Origin of the sequence: Oceanobacillus halophilus (assembly GCF_003628505.1) — a bacterium.
GTDB lineage: Bacteria > Bacillota > Bacilli > Bacillales > Amphibacillaceae > Oceanobacillus > Oceanobacillus halophilus.
The window spans coordinates 47,107-64,444 of the sequence record NZ_RBZP01000018.1; the positions used below are offsets into that span (position 1 = coordinate 47,107).

General features: G+C 38.0%; 14 protein-coding genes, 14 tRNA genes, 2 rRNA genes and 1 riboswitch. Of the genes, 3 read left to right on the plus strand and 27 right to left on the minus strand.

Annotated elements, in window-relative coordinates; genetic code table 11:
• The first annotated feature begins 265 nt into the window (after positions 1-265).
• The gene (locus D8M06_RS16000; protein WP_121205608.1) at positions 266-928 is read left to right on the plus strand and encodes a metal-dependent hydrolase; all 663 of its coding nucleotides are present in this window, start codon (positions 266-268) and stop codon (positions 926-928) included.
• Between the two features lie 84 nt (positions 929-1,012).
• On the opposite strand, the gene D8M06_RS16005 is transcribed toward D8M06_RS16000, so the two are convergent.
• The 4 genes from D8M06_RS16005 to D8M06_RS16015 all read right to left on the minus strand — a co-directional run bounded on the left by D8M06_RS16005 (position 1,013) and on the right by D8M06_RS16015 (position 4,776).
• On the minus strand, positions 1,013-1,471 hold the full coding sequence (locus tag D8M06_RS16005; protein WP_121205609.1) for an ASCH domain-containing protein: 459 nt from the start codon (positions 1,469-1,471) through the stop codon (positions 1,013-1,015).
• A gap of 18 nt (positions 1,472-1,489) precedes the next feature.
• On the minus strand, positions 1,490-3,367 hold the full coding sequence (abc-f, locus tag D8M06_RS16010; protein ID WP_121205610.1) for a ribosomal protection-like ABC-F family protein: 1,878 nt from the start codon (positions 3,365-3,367) through the stop codon (positions 1,490-1,492).
• A gap of 203 nt (positions 3,368-3,570) precedes the next feature.
• Positions 3,571-3,699, minus strand: a complete 129-nt coding sequence (locus tag D8M06_RS20300; protein WP_277749490.1) for an RAxF-45 family protein — start codon at positions 3,697-3,699, stop codon at positions 3,571-3,573.
• A 693-nt stretch (positions 3,700-4,392) separates the two neighbouring features.
• A complete protein-coding gene (locus D8M06_RS16015; RefSeq protein ID WP_121205611.1) occupies positions 4,393-4,776 on the minus strand; it encodes a YidH family protein in 384 nt (127 codons plus the stop codon).
• A 235-nt stretch (positions 4,777-5,011) separates the two neighbouring features.
• Here D8M06_RS16015 and D8M06_RS16020 point away from each other — a divergent pair, with 235 nt between their 5' ends.
• Entirely contained in the window at positions 5,012-5,917 is a 906-nt protein-coding gene (locus tag D8M06_RS16020; RefSeq protein WP_121205612.1) for a ferritin family protein, read from the plus strand.
• Between the two features lie 204 nt (positions 5,918-6,121).
• Here the strand turns inward: D8M06_RS16020 and D8M06_RS16025 are convergent, their stop codons facing one another.
• The 6 genes from D8M06_RS16025 to D8M06_RS16050 form a co-directional block, all read right to left on the minus strand.
• A complete protein-coding gene (locus D8M06_RS16025) occupies positions 6,122-6,508 on the minus strand; it encodes a DUF302 domain-containing protein (RefSeq protein WP_121205613.1) in 387 nt (128 codons plus the stop codon).
• Positions 6,509-6,531: 23 nt separating this feature from the next.
• The gene (locus D8M06_RS16030) at positions 6,532-6,831 is read right to left on the minus strand and encodes a rhodanese-like domain-containing protein (protein WP_121205614.1); all 300 of its coding nucleotides are present in this window, start codon (positions 6,829-6,831) and stop codon (positions 6,532-6,534) included.
• Between the two features lie 367 nt (positions 6,832-7,198).
• Positions 7,199-8,152 carry an ABC transporter permease gene (locus tag D8M06_RS16035; RefSeq protein WP_121205615.1) on the minus strand — a complete coding sequence of 318 codons (954 nt, stop codon included), beginning with the start codon at positions 8,150-8,152 and terminating at the stop codon, positions 7,199-7,201.
• Positions 8,153-9,202, minus strand: a complete 1,050-nt coding sequence (locus tag D8M06_RS16040) for an ABC transporter permease (protein ID WP_121205616.1) — start codon at positions 9,200-9,202, stop codon at positions 8,153-8,155.
• Positions 9,192-10,730, minus strand: coding sequence for an ABC transporter ATP-binding protein (locus D8M06_RS16045; protein WP_121205617.1), 1,539 nt, complete (start codon positions 10,728-10,730; stop codon positions 9,192-9,194). Before D8M06_RS16045 ends, D8M06_RS16040 begins: the two co-directional genes overlap by 11 nt.
• 332 nt (positions 10,731-11,062) lie before the next feature.
• A complete protein-coding gene (locus tag D8M06_RS16050; RefSeq protein ID WP_121205618.1) occupies positions 11,063-12,154 on the minus strand; it encodes a BMP family lipoprotein in 1,092 nt (363 codons plus the stop codon).
• A gap of 302 nt (positions 12,155-12,456) precedes the next feature.
• Positions 12,457-12,558: riboswitch (purine riboswitch) on the minus strand.
• A 446-nt stretch (positions 12,559-13,004) separates the two neighbouring features.
• Here D8M06_RS16050 and D8M06_RS16055 point away from each other — a divergent pair.
• Complete coding sequence (locus D8M06_RS16055; protein WP_121205619.1) at positions 13,005-14,558, plus strand: BCCT family transporter; 1,554 nt, start codon at positions 13,005-13,007, stop codon at positions 14,556-14,558.
• Between the two features lie 291 nt (positions 14,559-14,849).
• Here the strand turns inward: D8M06_RS16055 and D8M06_RS20175 are convergent, their stop codons facing one another.
• The 17 genes from D8M06_RS20175 to D8M06_RS16140 all read right to left on the minus strand — a co-directional run.
• Positions 14,850-15,056, minus strand: a complete 207-nt coding sequence (locus D8M06_RS20175) for a hypothetical protein (protein WP_241558971.1) — start codon at positions 15,054-15,056, stop codon at positions 14,850-14,852.
• Positions 15,057-15,366: 310 nt separating this feature from the next.
• Positions 15,367-15,450 (minus strand) — tRNA-Leu (locus D8M06_RS16065).
• Between the two features lie 7 nt (positions 15,451-15,457).
• Positions 15,458-15,531 (minus strand) — tRNA-Cys (locus D8M06_RS16070).
• Between the two features lie 8 nt (positions 15,532-15,539).
• A tRNA-Gly gene (locus D8M06_RS16075) sits at positions 15,540-15,614 on the minus strand.
• A gap of 4 nt (positions 15,615-15,618) precedes the next feature.
• Positions 15,619-15,693, minus strand: a tRNA-Gln gene (locus D8M06_RS16080).
• Positions 15,694-15,707: 14 nt separating this feature from the next.
• A tRNA-His gene (locus D8M06_RS16085) sits at positions 15,708-15,783 on the minus strand.
• A gap of 8 nt (positions 15,784-15,791) precedes the next feature.
• A tRNA-Trp gene (locus D8M06_RS16090) sits at positions 15,792-15,865 on the minus strand.
• Between the two features lie 13 nt (positions 15,866-15,878).
• Positions 15,879-15,963, minus strand: a tRNA-Tyr gene (locus D8M06_RS16095).
• Positions 15,964-15,977: 14 nt separating this feature from the next.
• Positions 15,978-16,053: transfer RNA gene (locus tag D8M06_RS16100), tRNA-Phe, on the minus strand.
• A 191-nt stretch (positions 16,054-16,244) separates the two neighbouring features.
• A tRNA-Asp gene (locus tag D8M06_RS16105) sits at positions 16,245-16,321 on the minus strand.
• 13 nt (positions 16,322-16,334) lie between these two features.
• A tRNA-Met gene (locus D8M06_RS16110) sits at positions 16,335-16,411 on the minus strand.
• A gap of 177 nt (positions 16,412-16,588) precedes the next feature.
• Positions 16,589-16,664 (minus strand) — tRNA-Val (locus tag D8M06_RS16115).
• Between the two features lie 9 nt (positions 16,665-16,673).
• Positions 16,674-16,748, minus strand: a tRNA-Glu gene (locus tag D8M06_RS16120).
• A 16-nt stretch (positions 16,749-16,764) separates the two neighbouring features.
• Positions 16,765-16,857: transfer RNA gene (locus tag D8M06_RS16125), tRNA-Ser, on the minus strand.
• Between the two features lies 1 nt (position 16,858).
• A tRNA-Asn gene (locus tag D8M06_RS16130) sits at positions 16,859-16,933 on the minus strand.
• Positions 16,934-16,978: 45 nt separating this feature from the next.
• Positions 16,979-17,093 (minus strand): 5S ribosomal RNA (gene rrf, locus D8M06_RS16135).
• A 146-nt stretch (positions 17,094-17,239) separates the two neighbouring features.
• Positions 17,240-17,338, minus strand: a 23S ribosomal RNA gene (locus D8M06_RS16140); the annotation flags it as partial.

The window sequence follows — 17,338 nt, forward strand, 5'->3', positions numbered from 1 at the left end:
CTCCTTTTATAGGCGCTCCTTCCGTTTTATAGGTGCTCCTCTACTTTTTATAGGCGCTCCTCTACTTTTTATAGGCGCTCCTCTCTTTTTATAGGCGCTCCTCCCAGTTGTAGACGTCCATCTAGATATATGTACTCATATTTCATCACTTTTCTTTTTTCCAACATATTCCTCTTCTATCCATGATATAATTTTAGACTGATAGCAAGAAAGAAGGTAGACCAACCTAATAGAAAAGAGTACTAGCAACAAAAGAGGTGACAACATGAAAGGAAGAACGCATTTAGCAATAGGAGTAGGTATAGGAGTAGTGGCTTCCGTTAACCATTCCCCTGAAATGCTCCCTATTATCTTAGGTACATCAGCCGTAGCTTCCCTTGCTCCTGACTTAGATGCGAATAATTTACTAAATAGACGCATAACAGAGTCAGCAAAATTTATTAAAGAAAGTGGAATGATTATTGCCATGGCATTGATCACGCTGTCTTTAATGTCCTTCTTTTTAAAGATAGACTTCTTTCCTTTCTTAGATGATCAACAAGATAATCTTCTTCTATTTGTCTGGGGAGCAGTTATTTTAGGATTGTCTCTTAGAAGTCAGGAAACGCTAAAAAACATTTTAATGAGTATGATAGGTTTATTGCTTCTATATTATGCTATAACGAATGAGATATCGTGGCTGGTAATGTTTTCTTTATATATTGGGATTGTCGGGTGGTTTGCTCATCGAGGAATGAGCCATACGATTTGGGCATTGATTTACTGGTGGTATATGTCCCAGTTGCTAGAAAATAATATGGAAGTAGAAGGACTGGCTACTGTTTCCACCATAGCTTATCTTTCCCATATTATAGGAGATATGCTAACGAAAAAAGGAGTTAAATTTTTATATCCGATTACCAATATGATTTTTCGTATTCCCAAGTAAACATTGGTCCCCTACTTCCCTATTGATTTAGAGAAGTAGGGGACAGACCATTTTCAGGCTATATTCTGTTCAAAATCCTCCATCTTACTTCTTATAAACGACTTTAAATCTCTCACATACCACAGGGATTTTATAATTAAAATCTTGGTTAATCGTTTCTAATTCTTTTTTGAAAAACTCTTCATGAACGTTCTGCCAATATTCCAATGTACGGTCCCCTTCTCCTTCCAAATACGCGTGTTCTGCTGTCACTTCATCGAAGGGAACAATTTCTACAGATGTCGTTTCTGCGATGGCAACAGCATTCTCCTCTCCATCGAGAATAATATTAACCAGGCCAGCATATGGTAAATGGTCTTGCCCAACTTCATATAATGTATAGTTGGATGATGTCGCTGTTTTCCTTCCTTCTATAACTAATTTTGCCAGTTCATCCGCCATTTCCTTTGAGTCACCAAATGCCCATGCCTCATAATCCTTTGGTGCGTTTGGATTTACTTTTTGATACGCTTCCCACAATTGATTAATAGAATCATTTTTCATAAGATATCAACCTACTTTCTATTCATTTTCTAACCTCTCACAAAGCTCTTCCCATTTCTGCTCTAATTCTTCTTTTTCCTTATATAATTCTTGCAGTAAATCCAAGTCCTGAACTCCCAATAGCTTTTCATCTAACTCCACGATTCTTTCCTCCAAGGAAACTAAATCCTTTTCCAAATTTTTATTGACCAGAAGCTTATTGTTCTCCTTCTTTGGTCGCGGAGGCGTTTCTTTCTTTTTCTCCGTCCTTAACGGTACGGCGCTTTCTCTTAATTCAGCCATTTTTCCTTTAGCCCAGGTATAGTCGCCCTCGAAACAATGAATCTGCTTTTCTTCTATCCAATAAATCTTGTCAAATAACTTGTTAAGAAAATAACGGTCATGAGAAACCGCTAATAAGCTACCCTCGAAATCTTCGAGTGCTTCTTCCAATACTTCTCTAGACTCAATATCTAAATGGTTGGTTGGTTCATCTAAGATAAGCAAATTAATATCTTGATACATTAGTTGAGCCAAACGTAACCGCATCCTCTCACCCCCACTAAGCTGAGAGACTTTTTGAAAAACAGCATATCCATAAAACAAAAACCTTGCTAAAATACGTCTGGCCTCCCCTTCTGTCACATTGACCTCCTCTCTGAAAGTTTCAATCACCGTTTCCTCTTCTATCGTTGAAAATATATTCTGAGATAGGTATCCTATTTTTACATTGCTACCGATTCGCACCTCTCCTTTATCTGGATTAATCTGACGAAGTATTAACTTAAGTAGGGTGGACTTCCCTGTTCCGTTTTCTCCTATAATCGCCGCTCGATCTTGATAAGTAACATGCATCGTTACATCCTCAAATAATAACTTGTCATCAAATCTTTTCGCGACATCTCGAAGCATAAGAACATCCTTCCCACTTCGATCTGTAGCCTCCATCTCTAAGTTCATTTTCTTCCGATTGATAGTCGGTCGTTTTATCTTTTCCATTCTCTCTAAGGCTCTTTCCATGTTCCTTGCACGTCTATGAAGATCCGCATTGGGTGGGTTAGCTCTGTTCGCCCAATCTCTTAACCGTTTAATCGCTTCCTTCATCTTTTTCATTTTCTTTTGCTGTTCCTCGTAAGCTTGAAATTCCCTTAGAAGTTTTTCTTCTTTTTCTTTTACGAACCCGGTAAAATTCGTATGGTATACCGATACTTCTCCGTCTTCCAAGTCAATCACCTTGTTAACGACTTCATCTAGAAAATAGCGGTCGTGTGAAATGACAAGAACTGTCCCACGGTATTCTCGTAAAAAATTTCCTAGCCATTCGACTGCCATTAAATCTAAATGGTTGGTTGGTTCATCTAATAATAACAGGTCTGGTTCTTTTAATAACATGAGGCCCAGTCCAACCTTTGTCTTTTCTCCTCCACTTAATCGAGAGAATGGCTGATTCAATAAGTGAGGAATATTTAGGCCATGAGCGATTTTTTCCACATTCGCTTCTATTTCATACCCACCCTTTATTGCATACTGGTCCTGTAAATTCCCATATTCGTCGATGAGTTTTGGAAGTTTATCTGCGTTCTTCTCTATCCCCATTTCATATTCTATTCTTTTCATTTTTTCTTCCATTTGCAGTAATGAGGAAAAGGCCGTTCTTAATACATCCTTCGTAGGGGGTGAATCATGATAATCTGGTATCTGTGTCAGATAACCAATGGCAGCCCCCTTTTTCCAATGGATTTGTCCTGCATCTGGCGTTTCCTCTCCAGCCAGTAAACGAACGAGCGTCGTCTTCCCACTACCATTTCGACCTACCAAACCAACTCGTTCCTTTTCTTTTAACTCCAAAGTTATATTTTCAAAAATAGCGTTTCCCCCATACATCTTAGCTATTTTATTGACGCTACATATAATCATAATGATTCCTCCTTCTAAAAATCGTTCTTTCTTTTTGTTACAAGTTTCTGAAAATTAAAAAAAGCCATGAGAAGACATATCTTCCCATGGCTTTTAATCGAACGATTATTCCACCGTTCTATTCCGTTAAAAAAGGAGAGCATGAAAATGCCCTCCTTTCAACCGTCCATTGATTATGTGGGTGAGGAGATGTTTTCACTGTTTTAGATTGCTATAGAGTTGTTAAAAAAGGACACACTTATCCCGTTAACAACTACAGCAGCAAATTTTGCACGGTATAAATAAAGGAATTCCACCCAAAATCCGCGCACTAAAACAGCTTGATTCAACATCTTCCCACACCTCCTAATCATAAAAGTTAATTATAGCTTATCACGGAAAAGCATTTTATTCAATTGGAAACGTAAATCATAAATCATGTACATCTAAAGCTTTTCATAATGAACCAGTATTTCGAATTCATAGCAATGTAATGCGCTTAACCCCGCTGCGGAAATACACTACGCTATGTTGTCTGTTCTAATTTCAAGATGATGTTTTTCCTCAAAAATATCTTGAGCATCGATCAAAGCGGAGGCAAATACGGAGACTCCTCGAAAATAAAAGGGAATTTTCTTCGTGCGATGTAATGCTGACCAAGCATTCCTTGTCCTACAGGAAGAGCACGTGTCCGAAGAACCCGTAGCAAGGGAAGCTACTTGATTAAGCATCTTTGGCCCTTGTGCCGAGAAAACCTACTTCGGAGCGTTACTAATAGACGCAGGCGCAGTTATGGTTTTTTCGCGAGGAGGCTAAGGCTGTAACCGTGGAAAGCGATATGTTCTGCCGGAGTGAATATCCGCTCAAATCGATCATACGTATGATCAAGAGCTACACTATTCTATACAAAATGTCAGGTAAAGTCATTTTAAAAAGCAACAATCTTTTACAAAAGATGAAAAGGCTGGGAACGATTTAGATAAAATTTACCAAGAATACGCACAAAGGTATATTTTTAATAAAAAAATATACAAGGATGGGTGGTGTTACAGAATAGCAAAATAAATACCAAACACAACTGCTATAATCACAAATATACCCAGTAAGATAATGGTATGTCTTGGTGCTCGAAAGGTTTGGTTATTAATAGCATTGACTTTCTGGATATAAGTAATGATTGCAACAACGATAGTAATTATTCCTAATACGACAGAAGCAACTCCAATGATATTCGCTAAAATATCACCTAATTTAGTTAAGCTTGATTTCATGGTGAAGTGTAAATTCGTTACAAGAAATCCCACTCCAATAATGGCAATTCCTGTTCTAATCCACGCTAATAATGTTCGTTCATTTGCCATATGTTGTTGAATATACTTAGAATCTGTCGTTATTTGTTTTTGTTTTTCGTTCTTCCCATTTTCCTTCATCGTAAAACACTTCTTCATAAATTATTTTGTGATCTTTGTGACACCGGTGGCAATTTTATTATGGTACCCCTTATTCCCCCATTTATTTTTTATCCTCTCTTAATCCAATACTTTCATACATCATTCTCTTCTTATCACCATGCCACAGGATACTTAATCGGGCTCTTTTATACAGTACCTAAGCCCAACCCTCAGGCATAGGATGTATTACTATGTTTAATTGGGAGGTATTTTTATGTATTTAAGAAACTTTGGAAGTAATTTTACTACTCCAGAGATCTATCAACTAAACAACGAGATAATCAGTAATCTAGAAAAAGCGATTAATGGGGAATATAGTGCCATACATTGTTATGAGAAATTAGCCCAAATAGCTCCAACTGAAGAAGTAAAGATGCAAATTTTAGAAATAAGAGAAGATGAAAGGAGGCATCTATCTGCATTTATAACGACTTTTACAAATATCACTGGTCAACAACCTTCTCCACAACTAACGGAGGATTGCAAAGAAACTTACAGAGAAGGTTTGGTAACTTCTTTTATAGATGAACAAGAAAATGTAGATTTTTACTTGGATATGGCTGATAAGATACAGGATCCAATGATTAAAGAAATGTTTAAAAGAGCAGCAGCCGATGAACAAAATCACGCAGGATGGTTTAGTTATTTCCTGATGACTAATGAAAAAGCAACCATAACCAGACAAAATGCTGGAAACTTTGGGGCAAAAGGGGCCCTAAATGCAACTTCTCTTCATTTAGTACAGATGTTAACCTATGCCTTGCAAGACGAATTCCTGGCTCAATCAAGATATAATGATATTTTGCTGAATTTTGGCTATATAAGAACTTTCGCTAGAATTCAGGAGGCCGAACTTCGACATATTCGTTTATTGCTACCTTTATTCGATCGCTATCAGGTGGAAGTACCAGAGGACAATTCTAAAGAATTTATTACGACACCAGCAACGGTTAAAGAAGCTTATGCCATTGGAGTAGAAGGTGAAATTGAAAATATTGATATGTATAATAAATTCATGTCACTTGAGATTCCAGCAGATGTGAGAGCTGTATTCACACAATTGCGTGATGCCTCCCTTAATCATTTGACTGCATTTGAACGTGGGCTGCAAAGAAAATAATGTATATAAAAGAAGGACGACTTTATATCGCCCTTCTCTTCTTTAAACGTAATGTAGTTTTGTGATAGAAATCCCTTGAGCATTGTGCAATGAGAACATGGAGTTGTTGTACAAGCTCTAATGTATACCCCACCATTATAAAGCTTTTGATAAAATATTATTCTCTATAAATCAGTCCTCTAAATTCGGACTGCTTTATTTGGTTTACTTACTCTTATCCATACAAGCCATTAATCTGTTTTCAATATCTGTAGCAACCTCCTGTAAGGACTCATCTTCAACCATTTGAATGAGAGCACTAGGCTTCGGCATACCTATTTTGGTTATCCCTTGATTGTCTTCGTACACGACAATTTTACAAGGAAGAAAATATCCGATAAGTTGGTTGGCGGATAACACGTTTTGTGCTTCTTGAGGATTACATACCTCTAATACCGTAAATGGTTTTTCTAATTCATAGCCTTTATTCTCTAATGTTTCTTTTACATTAAACTGCCACTGCACACCAAACTTTTCCTCTTTTAAATTCTCTTCCAATGATTGTATCGCATCAACAATTGATTTTTTCGTCTCGATCGTGTAGTGAAACAAATGATTCATCTCCTTTAAGCTGCTTATTCGGTTTTGTCAGTCCAGTTGTTCATACCGCCTGTCATATCCTCCACCTTATACCCCAATGCTTCTAGGATTCCACAAGCAGCTTTACTACGATTGCCGGATTGGCAGGTAATAATATAGCTTTGATCCTTGTCAATCTCACTCTTTCTTAATGCAAGTTGACCCAAAGGTATATGCTTTGCACCAGGAATTTTCCCTGTCGCTACTTCACTACTTTCACGAACATCAACGATAGTTACATCTTCGCCATTTCGAAGACGTTTAGCTACTTCTTCAGGTGCTATTTGTTTTACCATTTTCGACTTCCTTTCTTACATCACGGCACTCTTGCCACCTTTAACATTTTATATCGTTTGAAATCCTTGCTTTTTAAACATTTTTGCCGTACTAGGACTTCTCATTCCAACCTGACAAATGTGTATGGTTTACTAGGAATAATTTAAATTGGCTTGCGGTGATTCGCTTTTATTCACAGGTTAACATCAATGTATTGTCATCGTGTTGTCCTTAAATTTATGTTTCGCCTCTTGCACACTAATATTCGTAATACTGGTATGAAAGGACTAACGAAAATATAAAAACACACGAGGTTTCTCTTCCTGAAATCTCGTGTGTTTTTTATGTGTGCATATCTCAACCTTTCTCACACTTTGAAATTATTATTTATCTGCTTCCTTTAATATACGGTTCTCCATTAGCTCTCGGAGCTTCTGCCCGTCCAATAAATCCTGCTAAGGCAAGAATAGTTAGAACATAAGGTGCAATTAACAAGAACACCTGTGGGATATTTTCTAATAGCGGTATACCCGCACTGACAACACTTAAACTTTGTGCGAAACCGAAAAACAATGCCGCTCCCATTGCACCTAGTGGATGCCATTTACCAAAAATAACAGCTGCTAAAGCCATAAATCCTTGTCCGACAATTGTTGAACCAGAAAAATTGGATACGATGGTCAGAGCGAATACGGATCCACCCAATCCACCGAATGCTCCAGATAAAATAACAGCAATATAACGCATTCTAGATACCTTAATTCCATTCGTGTCAGCTGCCATTGGATGCTCACCAACAGCTCTCAATCGTAATCCAAATGGAGTTTTATAAAGGATATACCAAGCAACAAAAGCTAAAATAAGTGCAATATAAGAAGTTATATAAATTCCTTCAAAAAATATGGGACCAATGATTGGAATATCTGCCAACACAGGAATACTTGTCGTATAAAATGGTTGATCGACCATATCGGTTTGTCCTTTGCCATACCAAACTTTTGTAAGATAAACGCCTATCCCTACAGCAAGCATATTGATTGCAACACCACTAACAACTTGATTTGCGTTAAAGGAAATAGACGCTACTGCATGAATCAAGGAAAAGATCGCCCCAATGATGGTTGCTACTACGATTGATATCCAAGGTGTCCAAGAACCTAAAGCATCAGAAAAAGTAAGGTTAAAAACAATACCTATAAAAGCCCCCATCACCATGAGTCCTTCTAATCCTATATTTACAACACCAGACCTTTCGCTAAATACTCCGCCTAAGGCTGTTAAAATGAGTGGTGCGGAATAGAATAGAACGGTAGGAATAATGGACTGTAATGCATCAAACATCTAGTTTTCCTCCTTTTTAAAGCGAAGTATTGCCCAGCGGATCATGTAACTAGAAGCAACGAAAAAGATTATGAGAGCAATGATTATATCTACCAATTCAGTGGGTACTCCTGCTGCAGTAGGCATTTCGCCTGCACCTTCTTTTAATGCGCCAAATAAAATGGCAGCTAATACCACACCAAATGCATTATTCGATCCAAGTAATGCTACTGCAATCCCATCAAATCCAAGATTCGTATATCCTGACATAACCGAAATGTTTCCATACGTACCCAGACCTTCCATTGCACCAGCAAGCCCTGCAAACGCACCAGCAATAACCATAGACAGAATAATATTCTTACTAACGTTCATTCCTGAATAGTTAGAGGCATGTTGATTAAAACCTACAGCTTTTAATTCATATCCATACGTGGTTCGTTCGATGATAAACCACATGATAAATGCAGCTAACAAAGCAATTAGAATTCCGTAATGAAGTCTAGAGTAAAAGGTTAGACTTTGTAACCAAGCTGATGCTAGTGACGCTGTTTGTGGTATAGTTTCACTCGTGGTTTTTTGATCAGTTAGGACACTTCTAATGATCTCATTTGTTGAATATAGTGCAATATAATTCATCATGATAGTTACAATTACTTCGTGAACTCCAATTTTAGCTTTCAGTAAACCAGGCAAAAATCCCCAAATACCACCAGCAATTATCCCTGCTAACACAGCAAGAGGTAAATGGATGATCATAGGGGCATCAATAACTAAACCTACCCACACAGCTGCTAACCATCCAACAATAACTTGACCTTCTGCACCAATATTAAAAAGACCTGTTTTAAAAGCAAATGCAACAGCAAGCCCCGTTAAAATTAATGGGGTGGTCCTCCTAATTGTTTCTCCCAACGTATACGAATCACCAAAAGCACCATTCCACAATGCTGCATAGCCCTTTATTGGATTATGGCCAGAACTTAACATGATAATGGCACCTGCAATCAGGCCCAACAGTACCGAAATAATGGGTACTAAAATACCAAACATTTTCTTATTAGAAGTCATTATTCACTCCACCTGCCTTCACCCTGCTACCAGCCATTAATAACCCAAGTTCTTGTTCATTTGTTTCTTCCGGTTTTAGAGTAGCCACAATCTTCCCATCGAACATTACGGCAATCCTGTCACTAACATTCATAATTTCATCCAGTTCGAAGGATATTAAGAGAATTGCTCTTCCCTTATCCCGTTCCTCAATTAGCTTCTTGTGAATAAATTCTATTGCACCGACATCAAGCCCTCGAGTTGGTTGGGCAGCAATAAGCAAGTCAGGGGAGCGATCTACTTCTCGTCCAATAATTGCTTTCTGCTGATTTCCACCAGATAAGGCACGAGCCTTTGTATACACACTTGGCGTGCGAACATCATATTCTTCAACGATTTTCTCAGCTTTACGAAAAACTTCTTTATAATTTAACACTTTCGCTTTAGAATAAGGCTTCTTATAGTACGTTTGTAAGACGATATTTTCACCAACAGAGTAATCTAAGACGAGGCCATATTTATGGCGATCCTGAGGGATATGACCTATTCCACTTTCTGTTATTTTCCTTGGGGAAAGATTGGAGATCTCTTTCTTATTTATCTTAATAGACCCCGAACTAGTCTTGGCTAATCCAGTAATTGCCTCAATAAGTTCTGACTGACCGTTACCATCCACACCTGCTATGCCAACTATTTCCCCAGCTTTGACATCCAAATCTAACCCTTTGACTAAGTCTACTTTTCTATTATCTTTGACATATAAATTCTTAATTTCAAGAACATTATTCCTTGGTTGCGCTACTTTTTTCTCTGTTTTAAAATTGACCTCACGACCAACCATCAATGATGCAAGTTCTATTGCATTCGTTTCTGATACATTTACCGTCCCAATGCCCTTCCCTTTACGAATGACCGTACATCTATCACAAACTTCCATAATCTCCTTCAATTTATGGGTGATTAGAATAATAGATTTACCTTCTTTAATCAGAGATCGCATAATTTCCATTAATTCACTGATTTCTTGTGGAGTTAGAACAGCTGTAGGCTCATCAAATATTAACACTTCCGCACCCCGATAGAGGGTTTTCAGTATTTCAACACGTTGCTGCATCCCTACAGATATATCACTAATTTTAGAATCAGGGTCTACTTTTAATCCATAACGATCAGATAATTCCTGAATCTCTTTTCTGGCCTTTGTTATATCAATTTTTCCATATTTATTGGTTGGTTCCTTACCTAACACGATATTTTGTGTTACTGTAAACGGCTCTACTAGCATAAAGTGCTGATGAACCATCCCAATGCCCAGATCGTTTGCAATATTTGGATTCGTTATTTTAACGTTTTTTCCTTTTACACGAATATTACCTTTTTCGGGTTGATATAGTCCGAACAATACATTCATTAAGGTAGATTTTCCTGCACCATTTTCTCCTAGTAGCGCATGAATCTCGCCTTTTTTCAGTTGGATTGTAATGTTATCATTTGCAACAATACCGGGAAATTCTTTTCTTATATTTAACATTTCAATCGCATATTCCATGTTCTTCACCCTTTATCTATATGACTTCCATTCTATTTTTTAGCTATGAAACAAATGGCTGTTTTCAGCATAGCTTTATTTCGCATATTGTATAAAGTACGAAATAACAGGCAAACTTCACCAACAAAGAGGCTAGGACAAAAGAAGGTGAATATAATAAAATCCGAACGTTGTTGGTGCCTAAATTCTTCTCAGAAATAACCCCCGCTCATTTTGTACATGCTCCATCTTTTGAAATAAACTCTTTCATAATGTCCCAACCTTTTCGTTGAAGATATTTGATAGACTATTACATGAAAGAGGAAGGCTTTTATCAGCCTTCCGTACTATGGTTATAATGAGTTAACGAACTCTTCTAATTCATCTACTGTTTGTGGTATTTCCACTTCACCATTAAGAATTTTTTCCTTCCATTCTTCAACAGCAGAAATGATTTCTTCTGTCATTGCATCTTCATTGGTTGCAGCAACAGCAATAGCATCTTCTTCTAAACCATATTCTAACTGTTCACCACCAGGGAATTCCCCTTCCATCCCTCTATTGATAACATCTTGAACCGCTACATCTACGCGTTTAACCATAGAAGTTAAGGTAACATTATGTTCTCCAATTTCACCTTCATCGTACTGGTCACGGTCTACACCGATTACCCAAATTTCACGATCCGGATTATTTTGTTTCATGTCTTTTGCTTGGTTAAATACACCATTTCCTGTTCCACCAGCTGCATGGTAAATGACATCCACACCACTGTCATACATGTTCGTTGCAATTAATTTTCCTTTTGCAGGATCTGTAAAGGATTCAGCATATTGTACTTTCACTTCAACATTAGGATTGATGGACTTAGCACCAGCAATAAATCCAGATTCAAATTTCTTGATTAAAGGGGAGTCAATTCCACCAACGAATCCAAGTTTATTCGTTGTCGTTTTCATAGCAGCCGCCACTCCGACTAAGAATGACCCTTGCTCTTCTTTAAATCGAAGACTAACTGCGTTTGGCGCATCAATTTCTTCATCAATTAATCCAAAATTACTATCTGGAAATTGTTCTGCTGCTTTTTCAAGGTCTTCTTTTAATTTAAACCCAACCCCAAATGTAAGGTCATATTCATCACGAACAAATCGAGTGATGTTAGGCATGTAATCAGCTGTCTCATCGGACTGCGCGTAATCAATACCTGCCCCTTTGGATAACCCATTCTCTTCTCCCCAAGCTTTAATCCCTTCCCAAGCTGATTGGTTAAAGGATTTATCATCTACCCCACCTTCATCAGTAACCATAGCAACTTGATAGTCCACATTAGCTTCTTCATTTTCATTTGCTCCAGCATTTTCTTCTTCCGTTTCCCCACCACAAGCAGCAAGGAATAAACTCAAAGATAGAACCAACATTAAAGCTAAAAATATACGATTTTTCATCAAAATACCTCCTATAACTTTTCACATGTATAGCATTTCATTTTTTGCAAAATATATTATAAAAATTACTTCATAAATATGTCTCAAGGTCCTTAGTATGATAAAAACGACAATCTAATTTTCTATACTCCTCCCACTGTTGTTTTTTCTCATTTTCATATAATCCCATAGAAAAAGCTCGAAACACATGCTCCTATGTAAAAGCATGTATTTCGAGCTTGTTAGCCGAAATAAAATACAGATTTACTCCAACAATCAAACTATCATCGTATTCATTAACTATGATAGTTTAAGAATAAATGTTTTCCGTACTCGCTTTCCATAGTCAGTTTATTTACGGTAAACTGGTAGAAACTTGCAGGCCATATCCCCGCGACTATATGAAAAATTTTAATTTAGTTCGTTTTTTAGTATATCATTCATCCATCATAATGCAAACACTTTTTTGTGAACTTGACCACAAATATTATACATAAAACAACCAAAACCTTATATATTCGGGACTTCCACTGATGTAAAGATTATATATTTTTAATTAAAATACCATTTTTAAAAATATTAGAAGATATCAAATTCACTAAAAATACGAATGTTAGGAAAGAATATCCAAATATCATTCGTTAAAATCAGATGTCGCTATTAGAATGACAGCAGTTAGTCAAACTCACCATCACGTGACGTGACCTTAAGTTATTATCGATGCATAAAATGGACCAATATAAAGGATATTAATAATTAGAACGATTTTTGGATAAGTTAAGGTAATTTTTTGATTTATTTTTGAAGAATTATACATAGAGCATTTGGCATGAAATAAAATTAGAAATACGAAGAGGATGAAACTTTTACTATGAAAGAAAAAAGAAAGCAATTTTCCAATGTATTCACTTACGCTACAATAGTTGTCGGTCTATTAGTACTTCTAGGCTCTGTATTTCCTGATCAATTTGGTGAAACTTCTGGTGCCATTGGTAATTGGATAACAGAAACTTTTGGTTGGTATTATATGACGATTTTTACGTTAATTTTATTTTTTTGCATCTTTCTAGGTCTTAGCCCAATCGGAAAACTCAAACTTGGTAAACCAAATGATACGCCTGAGTTTAAAACCATCTCCTGGTTAACGATGCTATTCAGTGCTGGTATGGGAATTGGCTTAGTATTTTACGGATCATCTGAACCAATCTCACACTACCTAGCTCCACCAACTGCTGAGCCGGAAACAAAAGCAGCATTAGCTGAAGCAATGCGATCCACTTTTATGCATTATGGATTTCATCCTTGGGCGGTATACGGAATTGTAGCACTCTCATTAGCTTATTCACAGTTTAGAAAGGATGAAGTTGGTTTAATATCTAAAACATTACGACCTATTTTAGGAGATAAAGTAGACGGTCCGATTGGTAATATTGTTGACGTCTTATCCGTATTTGCGACAATCATTGGAGTAGCTGTTTCTTTAGGTGTAGGAGCAATGCAAATCAATGGGGGTTTGAATTATCTCTTCGGTATTCCTAACAATCAGCTAGTCCAAGGCATGATTATTGCTATCGTTACCGTATTGTTTTTATTTAGTGCTTGGACAGGCTTAAGTAAAGGTATTCAGTATCTAAGTAATTTAAATATGATATTAGCAGGTCTGTTATTTACAGCTGTCTTAATTTTAGGTCCAACTTTACTTATCCTCAATATGGCCACAAGTGGGACCGGAGATTACTTAAACACCTTATTATATAACACTTTTGATGTAGCACCACTAAACGAACAAAAGCATGAGTGGATGCAAACATGGACAATCTATTATTGGGGTTGGTGGATGAGTTGGAGTCCCTTTGTAGGTATATTTATTGCAAGAATTTCTCGTGGGCGTTCTATTCGTGAATTTGTTTTTGCCATATTACTCGTCCCAACTTTTGTGAGCATATTATGGTTTAGTGCATTTGGTCTAACAGGTGTAGAAGTGGGACAAAATGTACCACAAATATTTGAAATGTCACCTGAAACCCAGTTGTTTGGTATTTTTAACGAGCTTCCTATAAGCATCATTTTATCAGCCATTACTTTGCTTCTAATATCATCATTTTTTATTACATCCGCTGACTCTGCAACATTTGTTTTAGGTATGCAGACTGCATTTGGTACTTTAAGTCCTGCAAATTTTGTTAAAATCGTTTGGGGCTTAGCTTTATCAGCAATCGCATTCGTATTACTTCTAGCTGGTGGAGAAACTGGATTAAATGCCTTACAATCTGCTGCAATTATATCTGCATTGCCATTTAGTGTAGTGGTCCTTATGATGACGATAGCATTTTATAAAGATGCCAATCGAGAAAGAAAGTATTTAGGTTTAACCATTACTCCAGATAAGAAAAGAATGAAAGAATATATGGAGAAAAATAAATGAATATGAATCCTCTCTTCTATAAAATAAACAATCCTCACAAATGTCGGTATAAAGCATTTGTGAGGATTATTTCTGTAAAAGAATTGGGTTTTTAACAGAATCAAGCTTTATGAGATAAAAATTGATTACGACTCTCTATAGACCTTATGTAAATATATTTGCATGGTAAAGTAATAATTAATCACATCATTTATTACATTACTGTAAGAATACTCCAGATTAACTTTCCATTAACCAATATATGTGCTATATAAAACGCCCTCAACCAAAAAAATAGGATGAGGACGTTTTTTACGTTTTAATTGTCCATATGTTCAATAGCGTAATCAACTTCTTCTTGTGTGAATTGTTCACCGTATTCAGAAAGTAACTTGGTCCCTTATTGCTTCCATCATCGTCACCGTTAATAGCAGCCACAATAATAATAATAGCAATCAGCCAAAACCACCATTTTTTATAAAACGGTTTTTTTCTGTTTTTCTTGTTTCTCCATTTCACTTATCACCTCTATGTAGTTTTATATCATATTATGCCATATCAATATAGATAAAACTTCCCTATATTAAGTGTTAGGAGTCGCATGTTTCCTCTATCTTCAAATAAACTCAAATTGCTCTTTTACTTTGTATCGGTACATAGCGGTAAAAGATTTTTTTCTTATGTGGAACAAAAACAACCCCTCCCACGTCGAATTAATTCCAAAGAAAAATCACCTAAATACAAATTAGAACAAAGAACTATTCTCGATACATTATGTTTAAAAAAAACGACGCTCTCCGTAGAGAACGCCGTCTTTACAATATTTTAGTACCGGTGGTCGGGGTCGAACCGACACGTCCCAAGGGACACGGGATTTTGAGTCCCGCGCGTCTGCCAATTCCGCCACACCGGCATAATATTGGAGGCGGTAACCGGATTTGAACCGGTGATAAAGGTTTTGCAGACCTCTGCCTTACCACTTGGCTATACCGCCGTTATTTATGGAGCGGAAGACGGGATTCGAACCCGCGACCCCCACCTTGGCAAGGTGGTGTTCTACCACTGAACTACTTCCGCGAAATGGCTGGGCCACCAGGATTCGAACCTGGGGTACACGGGATCAAAACCCGATGCCTTACCGCTTGGCTATGGCCCAATGATAAGTTTTAATGGGGCGACCGGAGGGAATCGAACCCTCGAATGCCGGAGCCACAATCCGGTGCGTTAACCCCTTCGCCACGGCCGCCATATTATTGGCAGGGGTAGTAGGAATCGAACCCACATTGACGGTTTTGGAGACCGTAGTTTTACCGTTAAACTATACCCCTATTATGAAATAAATGGTGGAGGGGGGCAGATTCGAACTGCCGAACCCAGAGGGAGCGGATTTACAGTCCGCCGCGTTTAGCCACTTCGCTACCCCTCCAACGTTGTTACAAATGGTGGCTCGGGACGGAATCGAACCGCCGACACAAGGATTTTCAGTCCTCTGCTCTACCGACTGAGCTACCAAGCCATATTAGATAATATTTTAAATTTTTAATTTTACTTTTGCTCATTTGTAATTGACCCCTGTATCTTCTAGCTTATTCAACGGTGTGAATGCTTCGGGGTTACTCGCAGCATATTCGGTAGAAGTTTTGCTCGTTGCTCTACCGACTGAGCTACCAAGCCATAAATGGAAATTTAAAATCTATTAAATTATAGTGGCGGTCCGGACGGGACTCGAACCCGCGACCTCCTGCGTGACAGGCAGGCATTCTAACCAACTGAACTACCGGACCAAAGTTAATAAATTGGTTGCGGGGGCAGGATTTGAACCTACGACCTTCGGGTTATGAGCCCGACGAGCTACCAGACTGCTCCACCCCGCGATGTGTGTAAATATATTAATTTTCATCCCGATTATTTTATGGGAAATTATAATACTTTGACCTCTGCATCTACTAGCAAATCCAGAGATGTTAGATGCTTCGAGGTTACTCGCGGCTTATTCGGTAGAAGTAATGCTCGTTGCTCCACCCCGCGATATAATATATTAGATTATATAATGGTGGAGGATACAGGGCTCGAACCTGTGACCCCCTGCTTGTAAGGCAGGTGCTCTCCCAGCTGAGCTAATCCTCCATATTATATTGGTGACCCGTACGGGATTCGAACCCGTGTTACCGCCGTGAAAGGGCGGTGTCTTAACCACTTGACCAACGGGCCATTACTGGTATTGTAATGGCGGAGAGCGAGGGATTCGAACCCTCGATACCGCGGTAACGGTATACACGATTTCCAATCGTGCTCCTTCGGCCAGCTCGGACAGCTCTCCATGGCTCCACAGGTAGGATTCGAACCTACGACCGATCGGTTAACAGCCGATTGCTCTACCACTGAGCTACTGTGGAATAATATAATAGATGTATTTTCTACTTGTCCTTAAAGGAAGTATTGCCTGGCGGCGTCCTACTCTTGCAGGGGGAATCCCCAACTACCATCGGCGCTGGAGAGCTTAACTTCTGTGTTCGGCATGGGAACAGGTGTGACCTCTCCGCCATCGCTACCAGACAAAAATACCTCATTTATTAGGAAAGCTGATAAAATCAGCGACATTTATTATTATAATAGTTCATGTTATTAAAGTCAAGAACTATGATAACAGATTTTGTACCCTAAAAACTAAATAAGAGTAAATCTAAGACATCATGAAGAATTTAGTTAAGTCCTCGATCGATTAGTATTCGTCAGCTCCACGTGTCACCACGCTTCCACCTCGAACCTATCAACCTCATCGTCTCTGAGGGATCTTACTC

Coding starts and splice junctions, on each gene's coding strand:
- D8M06_RS16055 (WP_121205619.1), top strand. CDS start 13,005: ATGAAAGAAAAAAGAAAGCAATTTTCCAATGTATTCACTTACGCTACA.
- D8M06_RS16050 (WP_121205618.1), bottom strand. CDS start 12,154: ATGAAAAATCGTATATTTTTAGCTTTAATGTTGGTTCTATCTTTGAGT.
- D8M06_RS16040 (WP_121205616.1), bottom strand. CDS start 9,202: ATGACTTCTAATAAGAAAATGTTTGGTATTTTAGTACCCATTATTTCG.
- D8M06_RS16035 (WP_121205615.1), bottom strand. CDS start 8,152: ATGTTTGATGCATTACAGTCCATTATTCCTACCGTTCTATTCTATTCC.
- D8M06_RS16030 (WP_121205614.1), bottom strand. CDS start 6,831: ATGGTAAAACAAATAGCACCTGAAGAAGTAGCTAAACGTCTTCGAAAT.
- D8M06_RS16045 (WP_121205617.1), bottom strand. CDS start 10,730: ATGGAATATGCGATTGAAATGTTAAATATAAGAAAAGAATTTCCCGGT.
- abc-f (WP_121205610.1), bottom strand. CDS start 3,367: ATGATTATATGTAGCGTCAATAAAATAGCTAAGATGTATGGGGGAAAC.
- D8M06_RS16020 (WP_121205612.1), top strand. CDS start 5,012: ATGTATTTAAGAAACTTTGGAAGTAATTTTACTACTCCAGAGATCTAT.
- D8M06_RS16015 (WP_121205611.1), bottom strand. CDS start 4,776: ATGAAGGAAAATGGGAAGAACGAAAAACAAAAACAAATAACGACAGAT.
- D8M06_RS16000 (WP_121205608.1), top strand. CDS start 266: ATGAAAGGAAGAACGCATTTAGCAATAGGAGTAGGTATAGGAGTAGTG.
- D8M06_RS20300 (WP_277749490.1), bottom strand. CDS start 3,699: ATGTTGAATCAAGCTGTTTTAGTGCGCGGATTTTGGGTGGAATTCCTT.
- D8M06_RS16005 (WP_121205609.1), bottom strand. CDS start 1,471: ATGAAAAATGATTCTATTAATCAATTGTGGGAAGCGTATCAAAAAGTA.